This window comes from Streptomyces chrestomyceticus JCM 4735, from assembly GCF_003865135.1.
Classification (GTDB): Bacteria; Actinomycetota; Actinomycetes; order Streptomycetales; family Streptomycetaceae; genus Streptomyces; species Streptomyces chrestomyceticus.
In genome coordinates this window covers 134209-150973 of the sequence record NZ_BHZC01000001.1, presented here as the reverse complement: position 1 = coordinate 150973, position 16765 = coordinate 134209, and the positions used below count along the sequence as shown (strand labels likewise).

12 protein-coding genes and 1 pseudogene are annotated in these 16765 nt (G+C 70.1%); 6 read left to right on the top strand and 7 right to left on the bottom strand.

Annotated elements, in window-relative coordinates:
* Positions 1-924: 924 nt before the first annotated feature.
* The gene (locus EJG53_RS00740) at positions 925-1863 is read right to left on the bottom strand and encodes an alpha/beta fold hydrolase (protein WP_125042927.1); all 939 of its coding nucleotides are present in this window, start codon (positions 1861-1863) and stop codon (positions 925-927) included.
* 913 nt (positions 1864-2776) lie between these two features.
* Here EJG53_RS00740 and EJG53_RS00735 point away from each other — a divergent pair.
* The 3 genes from EJG53_RS00735 to EJG53_RS00725 all read left to right on the top strand — a co-directional run bounded on the left by EJG53_RS00735 (position 2777) and on the right by EJG53_RS00725 (position 4744).
* On the top strand, positions 2777-3373 hold the full coding sequence (locus EJG53_RS00735) for a TetR/AcrR family transcriptional regulator (protein ID WP_125042925.1): 597 nt from the start codon (positions 2777-2779) through the stop codon (positions 3371-3373).
* 244 nt (positions 3374-3617) lie between these two features.
* Positions 3618-4304 (top strand): TetR/AcrR family transcriptional regulator, encoded by a 687-nt coding sequence (locus tag EJG53_RS00730; RefSeq protein ID WP_125042923.1) that lies wholly within the window; start codon positions 3618-3620, stop codon positions 4302-4304.
* Positions 4305-4339: 35 nt separating this feature from the next.
* A complete protein-coding gene (locus tag EJG53_RS00725) occupies positions 4340-4744 on the top strand; it encodes an ester cyclase (RefSeq protein WP_125042921.1) in 405 nt (134 codons plus the stop codon).
* 267 nt (positions 4745-5011) lie between these two features.
* Here the strand turns inward: EJG53_RS00725 and EJG53_RS41995 are convergent, their stop codons facing one another.
* From EJG53_RS41995 to EJG53_RS00700, 4 genes are all read right to left on the bottom strand, one after another.
* Complete coding sequence (locus EJG53_RS41995) at positions 5012-5404, bottom strand: calcium-binding protein (RefSeq protein WP_244954905.1); 393 nt, start codon at positions 5402-5404, stop codon at positions 5012-5014.
* A gap of 841 nt (positions 5405-6245) precedes the next feature.
* Positions 6246-7103 (bottom strand): glycosyltransferase family 2 protein, encoded by an 858-nt coding sequence (locus tag EJG53_RS00715; RefSeq protein WP_154806350.1) that lies wholly within the window; start codon positions 7101-7103, stop codon positions 6246-6248.
* 494 nt (positions 7104-7597) lie between these two features.
* Entirely contained in the window at positions 7598-8998 is a 1401-nt protein-coding gene (locus EJG53_RS00710) for an erythromycin esterase family protein (RefSeq protein WP_244954904.1), read from the bottom strand.
* Positions 8999-9804: 806 nt separating this feature from the next.
* Positions 9805-10377, bottom strand: coding sequence for a VOC family protein (locus EJG53_RS00700; RefSeq protein WP_125042917.1), 573 nt, complete (start codon positions 10375-10377; stop codon positions 9805-9807).
* Positions 10378-10937: 560 nt separating this feature from the next.
* Here EJG53_RS00700 and EJG53_RS43755 point away from each other — a divergent pair.
* A complete protein-coding gene (locus EJG53_RS43755) occupies positions 10938-11411 on the top strand; it encodes a LysR substrate-binding domain-containing protein (RefSeq protein WP_371858651.1) in 474 nt (157 codons plus the stop codon).
* Positions 11412-11528: 117 nt separating this feature from the next.
* Here EJG53_RS43755 and EJG53_RS00690 read toward each other — a convergent pair whose 3' ends face one another.
* A complete protein-coding gene (locus EJG53_RS00690) occupies positions 11529-11879 on the bottom strand; it encodes a hypothetical protein (RefSeq protein WP_125042915.1) in 351 nt (116 codons plus the stop codon).
* 303 nt (positions 11880-12182) lie between these two features.
* Between EJG53_RS00690 and EJG53_RS00685 the strand changes: the two are divergent.
* Positions 12183-13002 (top strand): annotated as a pseudogene (locus EJG53_RS00685) (phosphotransferase); the annotation flags it as partial.
* Between the two features lie 391 nt (positions 13003-13393).
* Here the strand turns inward: EJG53_RS00685 and EJG53_RS00675 are convergent.
* Positions 13394-15256, bottom strand: coding sequence for a trypsin-like serine peptidase (locus tag EJG53_RS00675; protein WP_244954903.1), 1863 nt, complete (start codon positions 15254-15256; stop codon positions 13394-13396).
* Between the two features lie 258 nt (positions 15257-15514).
* On the opposite strand from EJG53_RS00675, the gene EJG53_RS00665 reads away from it, so the two are divergent.
* The gene (locus EJG53_RS00665) at positions 15515-16492 is read left to right on the top strand and encodes a hypothetical protein (protein WP_125042909.1); all 978 of its coding nucleotides are present in this window, start codon (positions 15515-15517) and stop codon (positions 16490-16492) included.
* The last annotated feature ends 273 nt before the right edge of the window (positions 16493-16765 follow it).

Sequence of the window (16765 nt, the reverse complement as noted above, 5' to 3'; positions counted from 1 at the left end):
GACGGGCCTGGTCGCGCTTGCCTGCCTGATCGTGGTGACGCTCTCAAGTGTCGTACCGGCCCCTTGTCACTGCGTCACTCGGGCCGGGGCGTATCGGCGAGTGAGGGCTGGCGCTCCACCAGGCGGCGGGTGGATGAGGGCACGGGCCTCTCGCCACAGGCCGGACGAGCCATCCGTTGTGCCGAGAACCTGCTGTGCCAAGAACCTGCGAACGGCAGTGGGGTCACGTACGTGACCTGTGCCTGTTCGGTACCTGGCTGGTACGGTCCGCGTTGACGGAATGCTGAGCAGGCTGGCATCGCTGCCCGGAGCACCGTTGACTTGAACCGCCGGGAGACGGACGAGCAGCGGCTGCCTGCTGCCAGGAAGCAAGCGCGCGACCTTCAGCCGTACGCCAGTGAGCGCGAAGACGGCAGCGAGGGCCGGGTTCCGCTGTGCGTTCCACCGCCAGAAGGCATGACCGGCGTTGCGTCTTGGGACGCCGAATGGCTGCGTGCCGAATGCTGCCGGGATCACCGCAGCGCGCACCGGAACCGGACGTCTATGGACGTACGGCAGCCAACGCGGCCACACTTCTCCCCACGGCCGAATCAGCCCTGGTGTCAGCCAGGCCAGACCTTCCTGGAACCGCAGAATCACATCGTAGGCTGACTACCCGTCATGCCGGAACCGGGCCTGCGCGAAGGGCGCAGATTCGCGCCAACCGGAGCAGGGCTGGGGCTGCTGAAGGGCCAGTGGCTATGGGCTCGCCGTAGCGGCAGGCGCATCCGGGACAGGCATTGCCATGGGCCGGGCAGTTCAGGACGGGCGGTCGGCGTCCCGTCAGCGTCAGGACGGCTGTTACTGCCCGGAGGGCCGCCAGGACGAGGGCGTCCTGGCGGCCGTGCGCCTGGGTGGGTGCGTGCTGGGCAGGTCTGAGTGGCGTCAGTCGCGGCCGGTGATGAAGCCGGCTAGAGCGGCAGCGACGGCTTCGGGCTGCTCATCGGGGATGAAGTGTCCGGCGTCAGGCACGACGGCTCCGGTGGTGTTGTCGGCCCATGGGCTGATGGAGGCAGCCATGTCCGGGATGGAGCCGTGGCTGCTGGAGAATCCGAGGATGGGCACGGCCAGGCGGTGCCGGTTGAGCGCCTGGTGGTTCTTGCGTGCCGACTCGGCGGCGTCTCGGTAGTAGGCGAGGGAGGCTTGGAGGCCGCCGTCGGCGGCGAGGGCCGCTGCGTAGTGGTCGAGGTCGGTGTCGTCGAACGCGTCGGGAGAGAGGGCCTTCGTTTTCAGGAACCAGCCGACGTAGTCCCGTTCGCGGTCGGCGAGGAGGGTCTCAGGCAGGTCGGGCACGAGGTGGAACGCGAAATGCCAGGTCTTCCACGCCCGGGCCGGGTCGGTGGGAATCGTTTCCGGAAGGGTGATGCCGGGGATTCCAGCGTCGAGCAGGGCGACCCCGTGCAGTTGGTTCTCGTAGTTGAGGGCGAGGGAGAAGGCGACCCAGGCACCGATGTCGTGGGCGGCCAGCCAGTATGCCGACACTCCGAGTGCTTGCACGGCGGCGTGGACGTGGGCGGCGACCGTGTGGGTGTCGTAGCTGCGCTCCGGGCGCTCGGAGTGGCCTTGGCCGGGCAGGTCGATCGCGATGACGCGGAACTGGTCAGCGAGACGAGGCATGACCTTTCGCCAGGCCTGCCAGGTCTGCGGGAACCCGGCGAGCAGGACAACAGTCGGGCCTGCCGGTTGGCCGCCTTCAACGGCGTGAAGGCGGATTCCGTCTGCGTCGACCCAGCGGTGGGTGAACCCGTCCAGGTCGTGCAGGGGCAGGTCGCGGGCAGGGTTGGCTTCGGAGACATGCTGAGTAGTGGTTGCAGGGTCAGTCACGGGGATTCTCCATTTTGGTGCGGGGTTTGCTGGTTCAGTGCTACGTCTCCGGGCCGGGCAGGCCCGCGAGTGCGGTGATCCGGGTACCGGTTGTCTGGTCGAGGACGCTCAGCAGGGGGAGGGGGCCGACGAGGCCGGATTAGGCGAACAGGAAGTACGTCGCGCTGAGCTCGGCGCGGTTGCCGGATTCGCTCAGCATTCGCTCAGTGTGTTCGTGACGCCAAGGCCGTGGCCCGTGACGATTCCGACAACTGGCCCGGCGAAGACGGTGCCGATGCCCGCGCCGATGACGGCCAGGTTGGGTACAACACAGGTCGCACCCGGAGAAACGTCGAGGGCAGCGACAGCGACGGGGAGCATCTGTCCACGCTCAAGGGTCGGGCCACAAGCATGCCGCTGGCGGCGAACAAGTGGGGCTGGCCCGGGCCGCGGGAGCGTGCCTGGCGGCGGACGGGGGTCGCCAATGCGGCCTCGGCCCTGCGGTCTCGGCGAGTCGGCCAGCCAGGCAAAGCCCGCTGCCGCTGCGGACTTGCGGCCGGCCACGAACTCCATGATCGACGACGTCGTCGGCGCGGTGATGAGACCGTTTGCCGTGCCGCTGAGGTCCCGCGGTACGCGCCAGGACGGGGTGGCGTCCGATCGCGTCGGACAGTGAACCAGCCACGAGCATGCCAAGCCCCCAGGTCGCAGAGTGGAAGGGTCGGAATCCCGCCAGTCATGACGATGGCGTAGGTGAGGACATCGGCGGTGGCGGCAGGGATCAGGCGGCGTGCGTGTGGCACTTCCCCGGATTGAGGCGGGGTCCGCGGTCGTGATCATGTCTGCAACATAGCAGATCTTGAACTATTCAGTTCAAGATAGAATGGCGTGAGCACGGCCCATGGACATCGACACACCGGCAAGGAAGTGCCACGTGGCAGGCAAGAAGCAGTTCGACATGGACGCGGCACTGGACGCCGCGATGATTCAGTTCTGGCGCGCCGGCTACGCCGACACTTCAGTGGACGACCTGTCACGGGCGACCGGCCTGAACCGCAGCTCCATCTACTCCTCGCTCGGCGCCAAGGACACGCTCTTCCTGCGCTGCCTGGATCGCTACGCCGCGCGCTACGGCGACAAGTACGACGCCGCCCTGTCGTGTGCAGCATCGGAACCCCTGGCGGCTGTTCGTGCGTTCTTCGACGTGACCCTTAAGCGCATCGCCGACCCTGAACTGCCCGATGGATGCCTGATTGCCCAGTCCGCCATGGCGATTCCGGTGCTGAGCCCGGCCGTCGCGGCGCACGCCAAGAAGGCACTCGGCTGCCAGCGTTCGCGCCTGCGCGCCGCGCTGAAGGCCGGGCGATTGACCGACCGGGACGCCGATGCCTTCGCTGAACACGCGGCGGCCGTGAACCAGTCTCTCGCCGTCATGAGCAGAGCCGGGGCGAGCCCGGCGCAGCTCCTGGCCGTAGTGAGCGTGACTGTTGACGCGCTCTCGCAAGCGTTGCGCGCAACCAGGCGTGTTTGAGGTGGCCGAGGGGCGGGGATGAACTGTGGGCACGTTCCCGTAGATCTGACGGGCGTGGACTGGCGATGTCACGTTGCCGCACGGTGCTGGTTGTGGGTAGTGGTGTCGGCTGCGGGTTCGGAGGGCTTTTCGGTGGGCGGGGTCGCCTCCAGGGCCTGGTGCGGGCGCCGCGATCGTTGGAGCGTGTGGTGCGGCCGTCGTCCGGCCTGCGGGCCGGTGTCCCGGTGGTGCCAGACTGCGTGCCGTGAGTGAGGAGCACAGCGCAGCAGGTACGGGGTCGGGTGGGGGAGCGGTGCGCCGTGGGCGGCCGGCCCGGCTGTCCCGGGAGCGTGTCATCGAGGCGGCCTTGGACATCGTCACCAGGCAGGGCAGCCAGGCGTTGACGATGCGCCGGGTCGCCGAGGCGCTGGGCAGCGCCCCTATGAGCATCTACCGGCATGTGCGGGACAAGGATGAACTCCTGGTACTGCTTCTGGACCGTATCGTGGCCGACCTGCCCCGGCCTGAGCTGCCCGAGGAGCCCCGCGCCCGTCTTATGGCCCTGCTGACCTGGCAGCACGGCGAACTGGCGGCCCGGCCCTGGATCGTGGACGTGCTCAGACGCGGCGATGTGATGGCTCCCTCGGTGCTGTGGCTCCTGGAGGAGCTCTACACCGCCTGGCAGGCCTGCGGCCTGTCGCTGCAGGAGGCGGCCACCGCCAACCGGATCGTCTGGAACTTCCTGCTGGGCGACCTGACCCAGCACGTCGAGGGCCCCGCGGACCGCGCTCCGTACCAGGTGAGTGTGCCTGCCGGGGCGGACCCCGCCCAGTACCCCACGGTGGCCGCGCTGCGCCCGTACTGGCAGTCCGCGGGCCGCCGGGACCGCTTCGGCGACGACCTCGCCGTGCTGGTGGGCGTCCTGACGACGACCGCGGGCCGAGGTGGGTGATTGACCCGTTGCGTACACGTACGCAAAATGGGGGCATGGATACCGTCGCTGCGCTCTACCGCCGTTGGCTCTGCGATCTGTGGCACGGAGATTTCTCCGCCGCCGAGGAGATCTTTGCTCCCGGCATCGTCGGCCACTGGCCCGCCTTCGACGTGCACGGTCCGCAGGGGATGGTCGGCCAGGTCCGCCAGTCGTACGACTACTTCGAGGACATCAAGGTCACCCTGGACGTCGGTCCGGTCGTCGGCGATGCGCTGGTGGCGGCGCACTGGACCTTCCATGGCACGTACCGCGGTGGGATTCCCGGTGCCACTGCCCCGGCCGGCACCCGGGTCTCCTTCGCCGGACAGGACATCTTCCGCGTCGCGGACGGCCGTTTCACGGAGTACTGGGTTGTCTCGGACGGCCTCGGCATGATGACCGCGCTCGGAGCCGTCTGACACCGCGTCTGCGGCGTTGCCGGGAACGATGCGGGGTATGCGCCCGGCCTGGTTCCGCGCCGCCTGGTTGGGCCGAGGGCCTGTACGGGCTGTCCGGGCAGTCGCGGTTCCGGCCTGGCCGGGCCGATCCCGCCGTACGGGGCTCCCGGCTGTACCGGGCTTCGCGGGGCACCCGCCCCTCACTCCTGATGCCTCCGCCCCCGACGCGTCTCAATTCGGTCCTGGTGCACCAGTCCCGTTGCCCTCAGTCCTGCTACCCCCGCAACCTCAGTTCTGGTGCACTTCGTTACGGCCGGGCCCGCCGGAGAGCTTGTCTGTGCCCGGGCCGCCCCACAGGACGTCGTCGCCGCTGTTGCCCCACAGGGTGTCGTTGCCCGCCTCGCCGTAGAGCTTGTCGTTGCCCTTGCCGCCGTAGAGGACATCAGCGCTGCCCTTGCCGTGCAGGATGTCGTCGCCGTCGTCACCGTGCAGGGTGTTGTCCTCGTCGGTGCCGGTCAGGGTGTCGTTGCCCGCTTCGCCGTAGCAGTCCTGCCCGCAGTTGGTGAGGGTGTCGTTGCCCGGGCCGCCGTAGGAGCCGAAGCCGAACGGTCCGCCGCCGCCGTCGAGGTGGTCGTCGCCGTCGTCGCCGTGGAGCATGGCGCCCGCGGAGGCGGTGAGCACGTCGTTGCCCTTGCCGCCGTGGACCCGGGCCCAGGCCTGGCTGTCGGGTCCGAGGGTGGCGGTGTCGTCCTGGTCGCCGAGGTCGATGGCGTAGGTGTCGGAGTCGTCGGAGTTCTCCGGGATCTTGACGGCACAGCGTACGGCGGTGTGATTCCCGGGCGTGGGGTAGGCGCACTCGTCCGCGTCGGCCGCGTTCGGGTCGATGGCGATCTCGTAGCGGTCGTGGAAGCCTCGATCTTTTCGTCCACGGACAGTTTGTTGTGCTGGCCGGGGGCAGCCCGGTACAGCAGTTTTTTGGCGTTCTCATGGACGACGACAGCGGTGGCGGTGGACGCTGCCCGGGCGGCCGGCGCCGACGTGGCGAGGGCGGCGGCGCTGAGAACGAGCGCGAAAGAGGTGGCAGCAGCGGCGGCGGGACGGCTGGTACGCATACGGAAGTGACCCTTCGGGACGTCGGTGTGCCGTGATGCTCGTGGTCACCTGGGTAGACCGGGGCGCCGGGGAGTGCGTTGTGCGGTCGGGGATGAACAGCGACGGGCGGGGCAGTGACCGGGATGTGGATCGTCCGGGCCATCGGGTCGGCCCCGGATGCGGTCGCTCCTCCGTATCGGCCGTGGCTGCCCCTGGCGCCGGGGCCGGCCGTGGCTGCGCGGGGCGGGTGCCGGTGCTCGTCGGGGGCAGTGCTCGATGGTCATGGCCGTACCGGCCGTGACCGGTTCGGCGTTGCGGTGGGTCCTGGCCCAGCCGGTGCGGCCCCACAGGAGCCGTACGAAGGCGCGGGCGGAGACCGGGAAGAGGCGGTACGCGTACAGCCACAGCGCCAGCCCCTACAGCAGGCCGGTCAGCCGGGACCAGCCGGCGGCACGCATACGCCGGTAGACCGGCCCCCAGAGGACGAATGGGCCGATCGACAGGATGGCGAGCCCCGCCGGCAGAGATATGACGGCTGTCTGTTCCAGCACCGCGCCGCGGTCCTCGTCCGCCAGGAGCAGACCGAGCAGAACACCTGTGACGACCAGTGACACCAGGTGCGCGACCGACTGGAGGAACGTGTAGAGGGTCTCCAGGACGCCGCGCCCCCGGTAGTGGCGGGGGCGATGACGCGGGGGGCGTAGCGCACGCACTGGAGGTTGCCCTGCGCCCACCGGGTGCGCTGGCTCAGCAGGCGGCGAAGGCGCGGCAGGCCCTCCTGGGAGACCCAGGTGTCGGCGATGTGGCGCACCTGGTAATCGCTGAGGATCATGTGGAGGCCCAGTTCGTATTCCTCCAGGAGGGCGCCGCGCTGCCAGGGGTGGCGTTCGGCGGCGGCGATGCGGTCCAGGGCGGCAGACGGATGAACTGGCCGTTGCCGCCCAGCCCCGCCGAGCCGGTGCGGTTGGGCCCGGGTGTTGGACACGGTGAACTCCATGTCCTGCACCCGTACGAGCAGCCGCGCGAGGGCGTTGCGCAGCCGGCCGTGGCCGGGCAGCGGGGTCCGGTCGTCGGCGTTGCGCATGCGCACGGTCACCTGCACGCCACCGGTGTGCGGGTTGCCGAATCCGGACGGGCCGCAGCAGCAGGACGGGCCGCCGGGCGAACAGCAGGCGCAGGCCTTCGCGTCCGTTGGGGCCCGTACGACGTCGTGGCCGTCTTGTGCGAGCAGCGTGCGCAGCGCCGCCGCGAGGGCGTCGTCTTCCTCAACCACCAGCAGCCCGCTCACGGCCCGCTTTTCCTCGGGCCGCGCCGTTCCGCCGGGCCGTCCTGATCCGCCGCGCGGCCGCGAGCGTACGCGCGGGGGTGATGGGTGGTGCGGGCGCGACCGGAGGGCCGGTGGTGTCGCATGGTCATACCGGTACGTACGTCTCACGGAGGCGGCGGGCAGGGCTGAGGCCTGTGTGCGGCCACCGTACGCCCGAGATCCCAAGCCCGCGAGCCGCTCGCGTCCGGCCGGGCGGACGCGCGGGCTGGCAGCGCCCGTGCCCTTCCCAGTCCTGGACCGGACCGCGCCGCCGCTGCATGGCCGCGCTGCTGCCGGAGCCGAGGTGTCCGGGCCTGCCGTCCGTCGGGTCCCGTGGCCGCAGCCCCTACGGCCTGCCTCGTGGGCCGTATCGATTCCCGTACCTTCGCGGGGAGGGCAGGGAAGCCGCGGGTGGGGGAGCAGGACGTTGTACCGGCTGACCTACCGCGCCGCCGCCGCGCCGCGCGGGTCCGGCACTACTTGAGCATGCGGGCCGCCTCCACCCGGTGGAGGTGGATCAGGACGTCGTGCGAGTCCGCGAGTCGGATCTGGGGGGCGTCCGCGATCCCGGGGTAGGTGGCGCCGATGTTTTTGACGGTGTGCGGCGCGGCGAGCCAGGCGCGGGCCGCCGCCGGGGCGTTGCGCAGGTCCAGCACGTAGTCGCGGTGCCGTACCCGGTCGAGGGTGTGCTCGGCGGTGCCGGGCGCGGCCGGGCCGACGGTGAAGCGGCGGGCGCCGCCGTCCTGGCCGGAGGCGTTGAACGAACCCCGGTCGAAGGTGAGGCCGACACTGAGGTAGCCGACGCCCAACCGCTCGCGGAGGAAGCCGCCCTGGACCTTCGGGTAGTGGCCGGGGACGTACGTCTTGAGGGCGAGGTGGCTGTTGTGGGCGGAGAGCAGGATCTTGTCGCCGGTCCGCTGCTGCCACCAGGCGATGTTCTCCGCCATGATCCGGTCGCGGTGGAGCATGGCGTCGCTGATGTCCTTCGGGTCGTCCCAGTCGAAGGCGTACAGCGTGGTCATCTGGTGGATCGCGGTGGCGTGCTGGAGGGCCCAGGCGTGCGCGTCGGCGTCGGCGCCCGTGCCGGGTCGCTGCTTGAGCAGGTCCACCGCCCGGCCCGTCCGCTCGGCGAGCTTCTTGCGTTCGGCCAACGGCTTCGCCAGGTAGTCGCTGACGTACGTCTCGGCGTCGGTGGCGAGCCGCAGGCCCCGGTACAGCTCGGTGAGCTCCGGGGCGAGTTCGGGGCGGGCCGCGGCCGCGTAGGCGCTCACCTTGTCGTACAGCGCGGCACCGGCGAACCCGCCGTCGTCGCCGACGAAGCGGACCGGGTCCTTCGGGTGCTTGACGTTGTACGCGCGTATCCACTGGAGCAGATCGCGGTACTCGGAGTTGTTCCACCACCGGTAGTCGCCCCGGAACTCCTCGTCCATGATCTGCTTCAAGTCGCCCTCTCCGCGCAGGAGGTAGGCGTCGAACCGCAGTCCGGTGCTCCACGGGGCTTCGAGGGCGAAGGCCCGAAAGCCCTTCTCCTCGACCAGATACCGCAGAACCCGGTGCTTGACGGTGAAGAACTCGTGCGAGCTGTGGGTGGCCTCGCCCAGGCCCACCACCCGGGCGTCGCCGACCATCCGGCCGAACGGGCGGAGGTCGGCCAGGCCGCCGCGGGGCTCGGTGGTGCGCAGCGGGTGGGCCACCCGGTCCAGTGCCGCCTCGGGAGAGCGGAACGTGGCGGCCGCGGCCTCCTCCGGGCCAGCGGGCGCGGCGGCATCGGCGGAGACCGATGCGGCGGCCGGGGCGGCGGAGGCGGCCGGGGCGACGGCCAGGGTGGCACCGAGCGGGACGAGCAGGGCCGTGAGCAGGGACTTGTGCATGTTCATAGGCGCAACCCTGCCGCGCCGGAGCGCCCCGGACCATCCACTCCGCCCCCCTCTCGGCCGGGGGGCTAGCTACACCCGCGACGGGTGGCGGGGGACCGGGACCCGGACCCGGCTTCAGGACGGGCGGCCCGAACGGGGCCCGGTGCCGGCGAGGCTGCTCCGGTGCAGCGGCCGGACGCGTTCGGTGAGCCGCCCGCGCAGGCAGCCCGCGGTGGTGTCCGCCTCGGTGAGCCAGTCGGCGGACCGGTCCAGGTCCAGGCCATCGTCCCTGGCGGGTCCAAGGCGGCCGTCGGGGTGGGTGTGGGCGGCGGTGCACGCGGCCAGGAGGCGGGTGGTGGCGCCGGTCGTCGGTGGGTGAGCCGGAGGAGAAGCGGCTGCTGGCGGTGGGGAGGGCGCAGGCGGCGCGGCGGGGCGCGACGGCCCAGGCGGGTGTGCCGGGGGCACGGCGTCGTGAGGTACCGCGTCCGGTACGGCCGGACCGAGCGTGGACTTCGGCGGCGACGGGTGGGTGGAGGCGGCTGCCGCAGAGGGAGCGGTTGGTGGCGGTCCGGCGGACTTCGGCGGCCCGCCAGGATGTGGCTTGGGGGCGGGGCGAGTCGTCCGTCCGGGGCTGGGCTTGCGGATGGCGGTCGCCGCCCGGAACTCGTTGACCATGCGTTGTACGAGGGAAAGCGGTGGCGGGCAGGCGGGCGAGCTGCTTTGGCCGGTGACGGCGTCGTAGGCCCGGTGGACGAGCTCCCGGTGCTCTTCGGCGAACATTCGCAGTTGGGGCCGGAGCGGCGCCGGTCAGCGCCGCAGGGTGCAGATCAGCGCCAGCGGTTGTTGCTGGTGTGGTCTCCGGCGAGCCAACGGGCGAGGTCGGTGTGTGCGGTGGTGCGCTGCTCGGCCTCGATCTTCTCCACGTCGGGGTGGTCGACGGCGAACTCCAGGATCAGCCCGTTGGGGTCCGTGACGTACAGCGAGACGCAGAAGCCGTGGTCGATCACATGGGGGTTCGCGTCCGCCGAGCCGACTGCGTCGACGCGCTCGCGGATGGCTTCTTGTGCACCGGCCTCGACCTTGAAGGCTATGTGACGCATGGGAGTTGAGTTGATACTGGTCCTGAATTCCTCCTGGTCCTTGGGGTCGGCGAACTGGAAGAAGGCGAGCGCGCTGCCGTCGGCCAGGCCGTAGAGAGTGTGGCTGTAGGCGCGCTCGACGCCGGCCATCGCCTCGCGCTCGGTCCACGTGGCCACCAAAGGCAGGCCGACCACGTCCTCGTAGAAGCGGCGGTTGGCTTCCTGGTCGTCGGTGATCCAGGCGTGGTGATGGAGACGGAGGGGCAGGGACCGGGCCTGCGCATGAGGTCGGGGCTGCGTCTGTGTCTGTGTGTGCGGCATGGCGGGTCATCTCCTGTACGTGGGTGGGACGTTAGGCCTGGCGTCGGCGCTGGTTGGCGCCGCCTTGAGCAGCATGCCACCAGAGCAGGTTGAACGTTAAATCAATTTTGGCCATGTTCGCGGGTGAGGTATGAACGCCGACGAACTGCATGACGGGCCGGACAGGTCCCAGGCCCTGTTGCGGGGCTGGACAAGGGCGCACATACGCTCCTGAGCGGTGGACAGTGAGGGCCTGCTTGGGTTTGCCGTCGGCGACGCCCACGTGTCCCGTTCGTCCGTCCGTTGCTCACGCGTGACGCGTACCGGACTACTGGATCCGTCGTAGCTCACGCCACGGTCGAGGCGGCGCTGTCCGACGACCCGACGCAGGCAGGGGAGGCGCTGCTGCGACACGCGCGCCACGTGATCGCGCGTGTGGAGGCGGCGGGGGAGATCGCCGGACTCCGTGACCGTATCGCGGGCCGACTGGCCGTCGGCGCGTACCCGACCGCGGCGGCCACGCTGGTGCCCCGGGCGATCGCTCGCCTGCGAAAGGCTCACCTGGCGCTCAGCGTGCGCCTGTGGGAGCAGGGAGGGCGCCCTCCCCGGTTCGCGCCTGGCCGACCCTTGAGGCTTCGCGTGTGGCCCACGAGGCGAGCGGTCGGCAGACGCGCCTGAGGCTCGTCGCCGCGGGACTGGGCGTCTCCGTCCTGCCCGGAGTGGCCGCCGACAGCGTCCCGCACGGCGCCAAGGGGCTGCGCGTCGAGGACCCCGCACTCGTTCTCGAACGAGAAACCTTGATGGTCACGGACGCCGACGCCTCGGCCGGCGTGAGAACCATGCTCCAGGCCCTGCGCGACGAGAGCACCGCACGTGCCACGGAACCCTCGACATCACCCCACACTGATCGGGCCCAGCCGTCATCCGCCGTCAATCAGGCGCTTCCGGCACCGTGTCGAACATGTACGTCGTGGCCTTCGGCGCTGTCACCGCTCGGTGGAGGCTGCTGCCCGTTCCTTGTGAAATACGTTCCACAAGCGGTTCCGAACCGCTGAACCGCCCGAAACCACTTGTGAAACGCGGTGCGCACATCCGCTGAGTGACAGCGTTTCACAGGCACTGCTCAGGAATCAGTGACCTGAGCTCGGCCTGAGTTCGGCCCGCTTTCGTCCTCAGCAGTGCACGTCCACCTTGATGACCGTGTTGTTGCCGTCCAGTGGCCGTTCGGTCCACGCCTCGACCCGGTCCCACGTGCCGTTCACGTAGGTGACGGTGAAGGCATTGCCATGGGCCTTGGCCCAGGAGTAGCGGTCGTTGATGGGGTTGTAGCCGCAGCTGTTCAGGTTCCACCAGCGCCCCGCGTCCGACGCGAGGCGAATGCACGCTTTCCCCCAGTCGCACTGAGGAGACCAGCCCTTCATGCTGGTCGAGGCCGAGGCCGGACCGCTGGCGAGGGCGACAGCGGCCCCGAACGCGGTCGCCAGGACAGTGGCGCGGGACGCTAACCGAGTGATCGACGGCATCTCAGATCCCTTTCTGTACAGGCCCTACCTTGCGTTATGAGAGTGACAGATGCGGTATGCATCGGTCACCGTTCCGGGCGTGAATTGGCCTGCATGTGACGCCGGACGCCGATTGCTGTTTCCGGGGACTCAGTGACACGTGTCGTGAAATGGCAGGTCAAGGGGCGGGCGTGCGCGGTGATTCAGGATGTTCGAGCCGGTCGTACCCGTTTGTCTCCGGTCAAGATCGCCGGGTGGCGGGACCCGGTGCCCGTGCCGATGACAGCGGCGCACATGGACAGCGGAGCTTAAGGACGGCCGAGCGTGAGGCAGTCGAGCACAGCAGACCTGGTCCGTGACCTGCTGCGGGAGCAGCATCCGGACCTCGCGGGGGCGGCCGTCCGCGAAGTGGCGGGCGGTGGGGACGACCAGCAGCGGCGCCTTGGGGACGAGCCGGCCGTGCGCATGCCGCGTACGGAGCGCGCTCCGGATCGCCGGCGCGAGCTGTGCCGGTGGCTGCCTGCCCTGTCCCCACGTCTGCCGATCCCGGTCCCCAACCCTGTACGGATCGGTGAACCGTCCGCGTGCCCGAAGCCCTGGACCGTCATGACCTGGGTTCCCGGCGAGCCGATGGACCACGCCTCCATCAGCCGCGGCGACCCTGCGGCCGACACCCTGGCGGCCTTCCACGCTCCACGTGGAGGCGCCCGAAGACGCGCTCATCAGTGAGAACCGCGGCGAACACCCGAAGAAATGCACAGACGGCTTCGACCACTTCTTCCACGCCGTTGCCCCCGGCGATGTCGCAGGCGAGGCCCGGGGCGTCCGGGATGACGCCGTCGCGGCTGCAGAGCGGCAGGGCCCGCCGGTGTGGGTGCACGGCGACCTCCACCCCGCGAATGTCGTCGTCTCGGACGGAACGCTCTCGGGTGTGATCGACTTCGGTGCCATGTTCGCGGGCGATCCGGCGTGGGATCTCCCGGCCGCATGAGTGGTCCTTCCCAGAGGCGCCGCCGCACGCGTCTTCGACGCATACGCGGACACGGACGAGGCGACGATCCGGCGCGCCCGCGGGCCGGCCGCTCTCTCACGATGTCCTCACCACGGTGAGAACGGACCGCTGCCCGGTTTTGGCCGGCGGTGGAGAGCGCAGCGGAGTTCCTCCGGCCAACCGGCCGGGGCGTGCATCAGCGTCCTTGCCCCGCCCAGGCCGACCGGCTCCGTGACCTGGGCACGGCGGCCCGAGCGCAGGTCCGGACCCGGACCCGGCAGCTCCCAGCAGCCCGGACCGCGACCCGCCACGATCATCTGCCGGCTCAGCGGCATGTTGATCACGCCGACAGCGGGCCCGTAGGTGGAGCCAGATCACCTTCGTACGCCGTGGGCCCGCTTCCGCGCCGTGCCGTGGAGCTCCCTGCGAGACGGAGCACGCTGTCGGCCCGGCACGGCCTGTGCGGCCGTGGCGCCTGAGGCCAGGCGCTACGGCCGCGAGTGGGCGGGGCGGGGTATGTCCGCAGGGGTGTCGCGGCCGGTTGTCAGTTGGGCGGGGCGACGAGCATGACCTCGGATCCCAGCTCGCTGAGGCGGGTGTCCTTGTACATCGTGGTCTCGCCGTCGGACCAGCGGACGACCAGGTCGTCCGAGCGGCCGTTGCCGGTGAAGTTCCCGGCCGTCAGGACGGTGTCGTGCGGCCACAGGTCGTTGCCGTTGTGGATACGCGTCTCGGCGCCGAGGGCCTGGGGGGTGGTACCCGTGTAGGTGTCGAGCTCACCGTCGGACCAGCGGACCATCAGGTCCCATTTGCTACTGCCGGAGAATTCGCCGGCGGCCAGCAGTGTGGCGTGTTCCCACGTCTCGTTCCTGGCCTTGAGCTGGTGCTCCTGGCCGAAGGTGCCGGAGCTGACGCCGGTGTAGAGGGTGAGTTCTCCGTCGGCCCAGCGCACCATGAGGTCGGTGACGTACTCGGCGGCGTTGAACCGGCCCGCCGTGATCTGCGCGGCGTACTTCCAGGTGGAGTCCTTCGCGGCCATCTGCGTGCCGTCGTTGGCGAGGCCCCGCGAGCCGACATCGCCGTAGAGCGTCACCTCGCCGTCGGACCAGCCGGTCATGAGGTCGAACTGGCGGGACCCGGTGAAGTCGCCCGCGGTGACGGTGGTGGCGTGCGTCCAGGTGTCGTTGCTCCCCAGCAGCCGGCGCTCGTTGCCGTAACCGCCGTTGCCGTTGCCGGGGTAGAGGGTCACCTCGCCGTCGGTCCACACCACGATCAGGTCGCTGTGCCCGGTGCCTGAGAAGTCGCCGGAGGCCATCAGCTTGGCGTGCTGCCAGGTATCGGCGGCGCCCGGCAGCACGGCGCTGTCCGGCGCGGGTACGTAGGGCGGCCTGGCCGCCGGCTTGCGGTGGGCGTTGGCGTCGTCGTACAGAGCCACGGCGTCCTTGCCGTAGAGCGGTGAATAGGTCACCCAGTGGTCATTGTCGTCGTTGCCACCGCCGTAGTAGCCGCCGGTGCTTCCCACCAGCTTGCCGGTGCGCTTGGCGGCGTCGTACCCCTCGATCCACGGACCGCCGGACACCCCTCCGTAGAAGCCGGCGCAGGTCATCTGCATCTGTCGGAAGTGGGGCAGCCGGGACGTCGCGACATCGCAGAAGACGGCCTGGTGGTTCTTGTTGACCGAGTCGTCGGAGGGATAGCCGACCACCCTGACGCTGTGCTTGAAGCTCGTGCTGGGGGCAAAGGTGAGTGCCCCCGTCACATCCTCGATGTTTCCCTTGCGGGCGGGAGCGACCCGTGCGAACGCGAAGTCGAGGTCGGAGACCGGTGCCTTGGTGTTCCTCACGTAGCGCGGATCGATGTAGAGCTCGGTCAGCGGGAAGATGCCGTGGGGCTGCTGGGCAGCCGGCGTCCCGTGGCGGTACTGCGGGACGAAGATGCGGTGTTGGCCCACCATGTACGTGGCGCAGTGCCCGGCGGTCAGAACGAGGTCCCGGCCGTTGGAATGGACGACGCTGCCCGTGCAGGAAGTGACCTTCCCGCCCAATTCCGACTCGCTGGAGAAGAAGGTCCCCACCATCGGGTAGCCCTCGAAGTGCTGAGCCTGCTTGGTGCCGGCCGGCGGCTTGCCCGAGGACAGCAGCGCACGCCGGGCTCCCGCGGGCGACGCCGCGTCAGGTCCCGGCCCGCGCGCGGCGTCGACGGGGACGGCCTGGTCCATGCGCTCCGCCGTCCAGAACTTCTCTTCTTCACCGAGGCTCGGCGCCGGCGAGGAAGACGCGGAAGGCGTCGGCGCTGTCGTGGTGGGAGAGTCGGCGAGGGCCCGGGAGGGGGTGGAGTGATCAGCGGCCGTGTGCGGGACGGCCGGTACCGCGGGTTTCGCCGTGGCGGTGGCCGACTGAGCGGTCACTGCTCTCTCCGGCACGGCGGGCGGGGAGGTATCGGTCAGAGCAGCGGCCGGGCTCACGCCGGCTATGCCCGCGCACAGCCCGAGTGCGAGAGCCGGGATCCATCTGGTACGGAACACGTTACTTTCTTCTCTTGTCAGTGAGCCGGACGGCTCGAAGCAACGAGAATCACACATCTGTACGACTCGTGGGGCGATAGCGTAAACGCGCAGCAGCGCTCGACGCGCGCGGAAAAGCCGGAAGTAAGGACAGGCCAGGCGATGAAGCGACACCACACGGCAGCCAGCGCCGCGCTCACCCTGCTGTGCGCCCTGGGAACCGCTCCGGCCTCAGCGGCCTCCGAGCCCGCGACGCGGTCCCTGCCGTACGGCAGTACGCAGACCGTGCGCCCGGGGGACAGGCTGACGGTGAGCGCGGCATACGGACAGGCTGTGCCCGGCGACCGCGTCACATCCAAGGCGCTCGTGGGACTTGAGGCCCTGCGGATGCGTACGCCCGTAGCCACTGCCACCGTGACCGTCGCCTGCCGGACGAAGCCCGGCGTGTATCCCGTCGGCATCGTCGGACCGGGGGAAGGTCCGACGGACCAGAAGCCCGCGCCGTGGGCGAAGGTCCGCGTGGAGCGGGTCGACGACGCCGCGGTACACACCTGCCGTGACAACGCCGGGCACCGGCCGCCGGAGTCCTCCGAGGAGCGGTGGGGCGCTGATACGACATGGCCTCAGTCGCCGTGGGACGTACGTACTTTCCGGCCCGGGAGCCGGATCACCGTCACCGACAACGGCCACGAGGGAGCGGACGACCGCATCACCCTGCACTCCGCCGCCTTCACCGGCAAGCCGGTACTGCGGGGAGCCCGCGCCGTGCTGACGGCGCCCGCGACGATCAAGTGCGGTCTTGAGCCGGGTGTGTATCCGGTCTACCAGCACAAGGCAACCACCGGGAAGGTGGAAGTCGAGCTGTGGGCCCGGTTGCGTATCACCGCCGACAGCCGCAAGGAGGCGGACGGCTGCCGTACAGAGGGCGGAAAGGGCGGCAAGGAGGCCGGAAAGAGCGGCAAGGAGGAAGGTACGAAGGCGGCGCTCGCCTCTGCCGATACCCGCGCCGACACCGACACCGGCCCCGCTATCAGCACCAGCACCGTGGCCTGGAGCGCGGGCGGGGCCGGCCTCGTCGCGGCCGGAGGTGCCTTCTACGCCTTCCGCAAGCGCGGGGCGCGGCGTACCGGCGATTCCTGACGTGCCCCGCGTGTCCCTGGCCGTCCGGTCGGCAACTCGGTGTTGACCGGTCAGCGACTCGGTTCGGCCGCCGATTCGCGGGAGGCTGGCACGCCGGACAGTACCGGACAGCACCGGACAACCTCTTGAAGCGTGATCACCTCATGCGGTGACCGGCACATTGCGGAGGCCGACCCGAAAACGGGCGGGCGATTGTCGGACGCTCGTGATAATCGCCATTGCGACGCCGGTGTGGTCACTGGCCCCCGTTCACCGGTGGCAAGAATTCCCGGC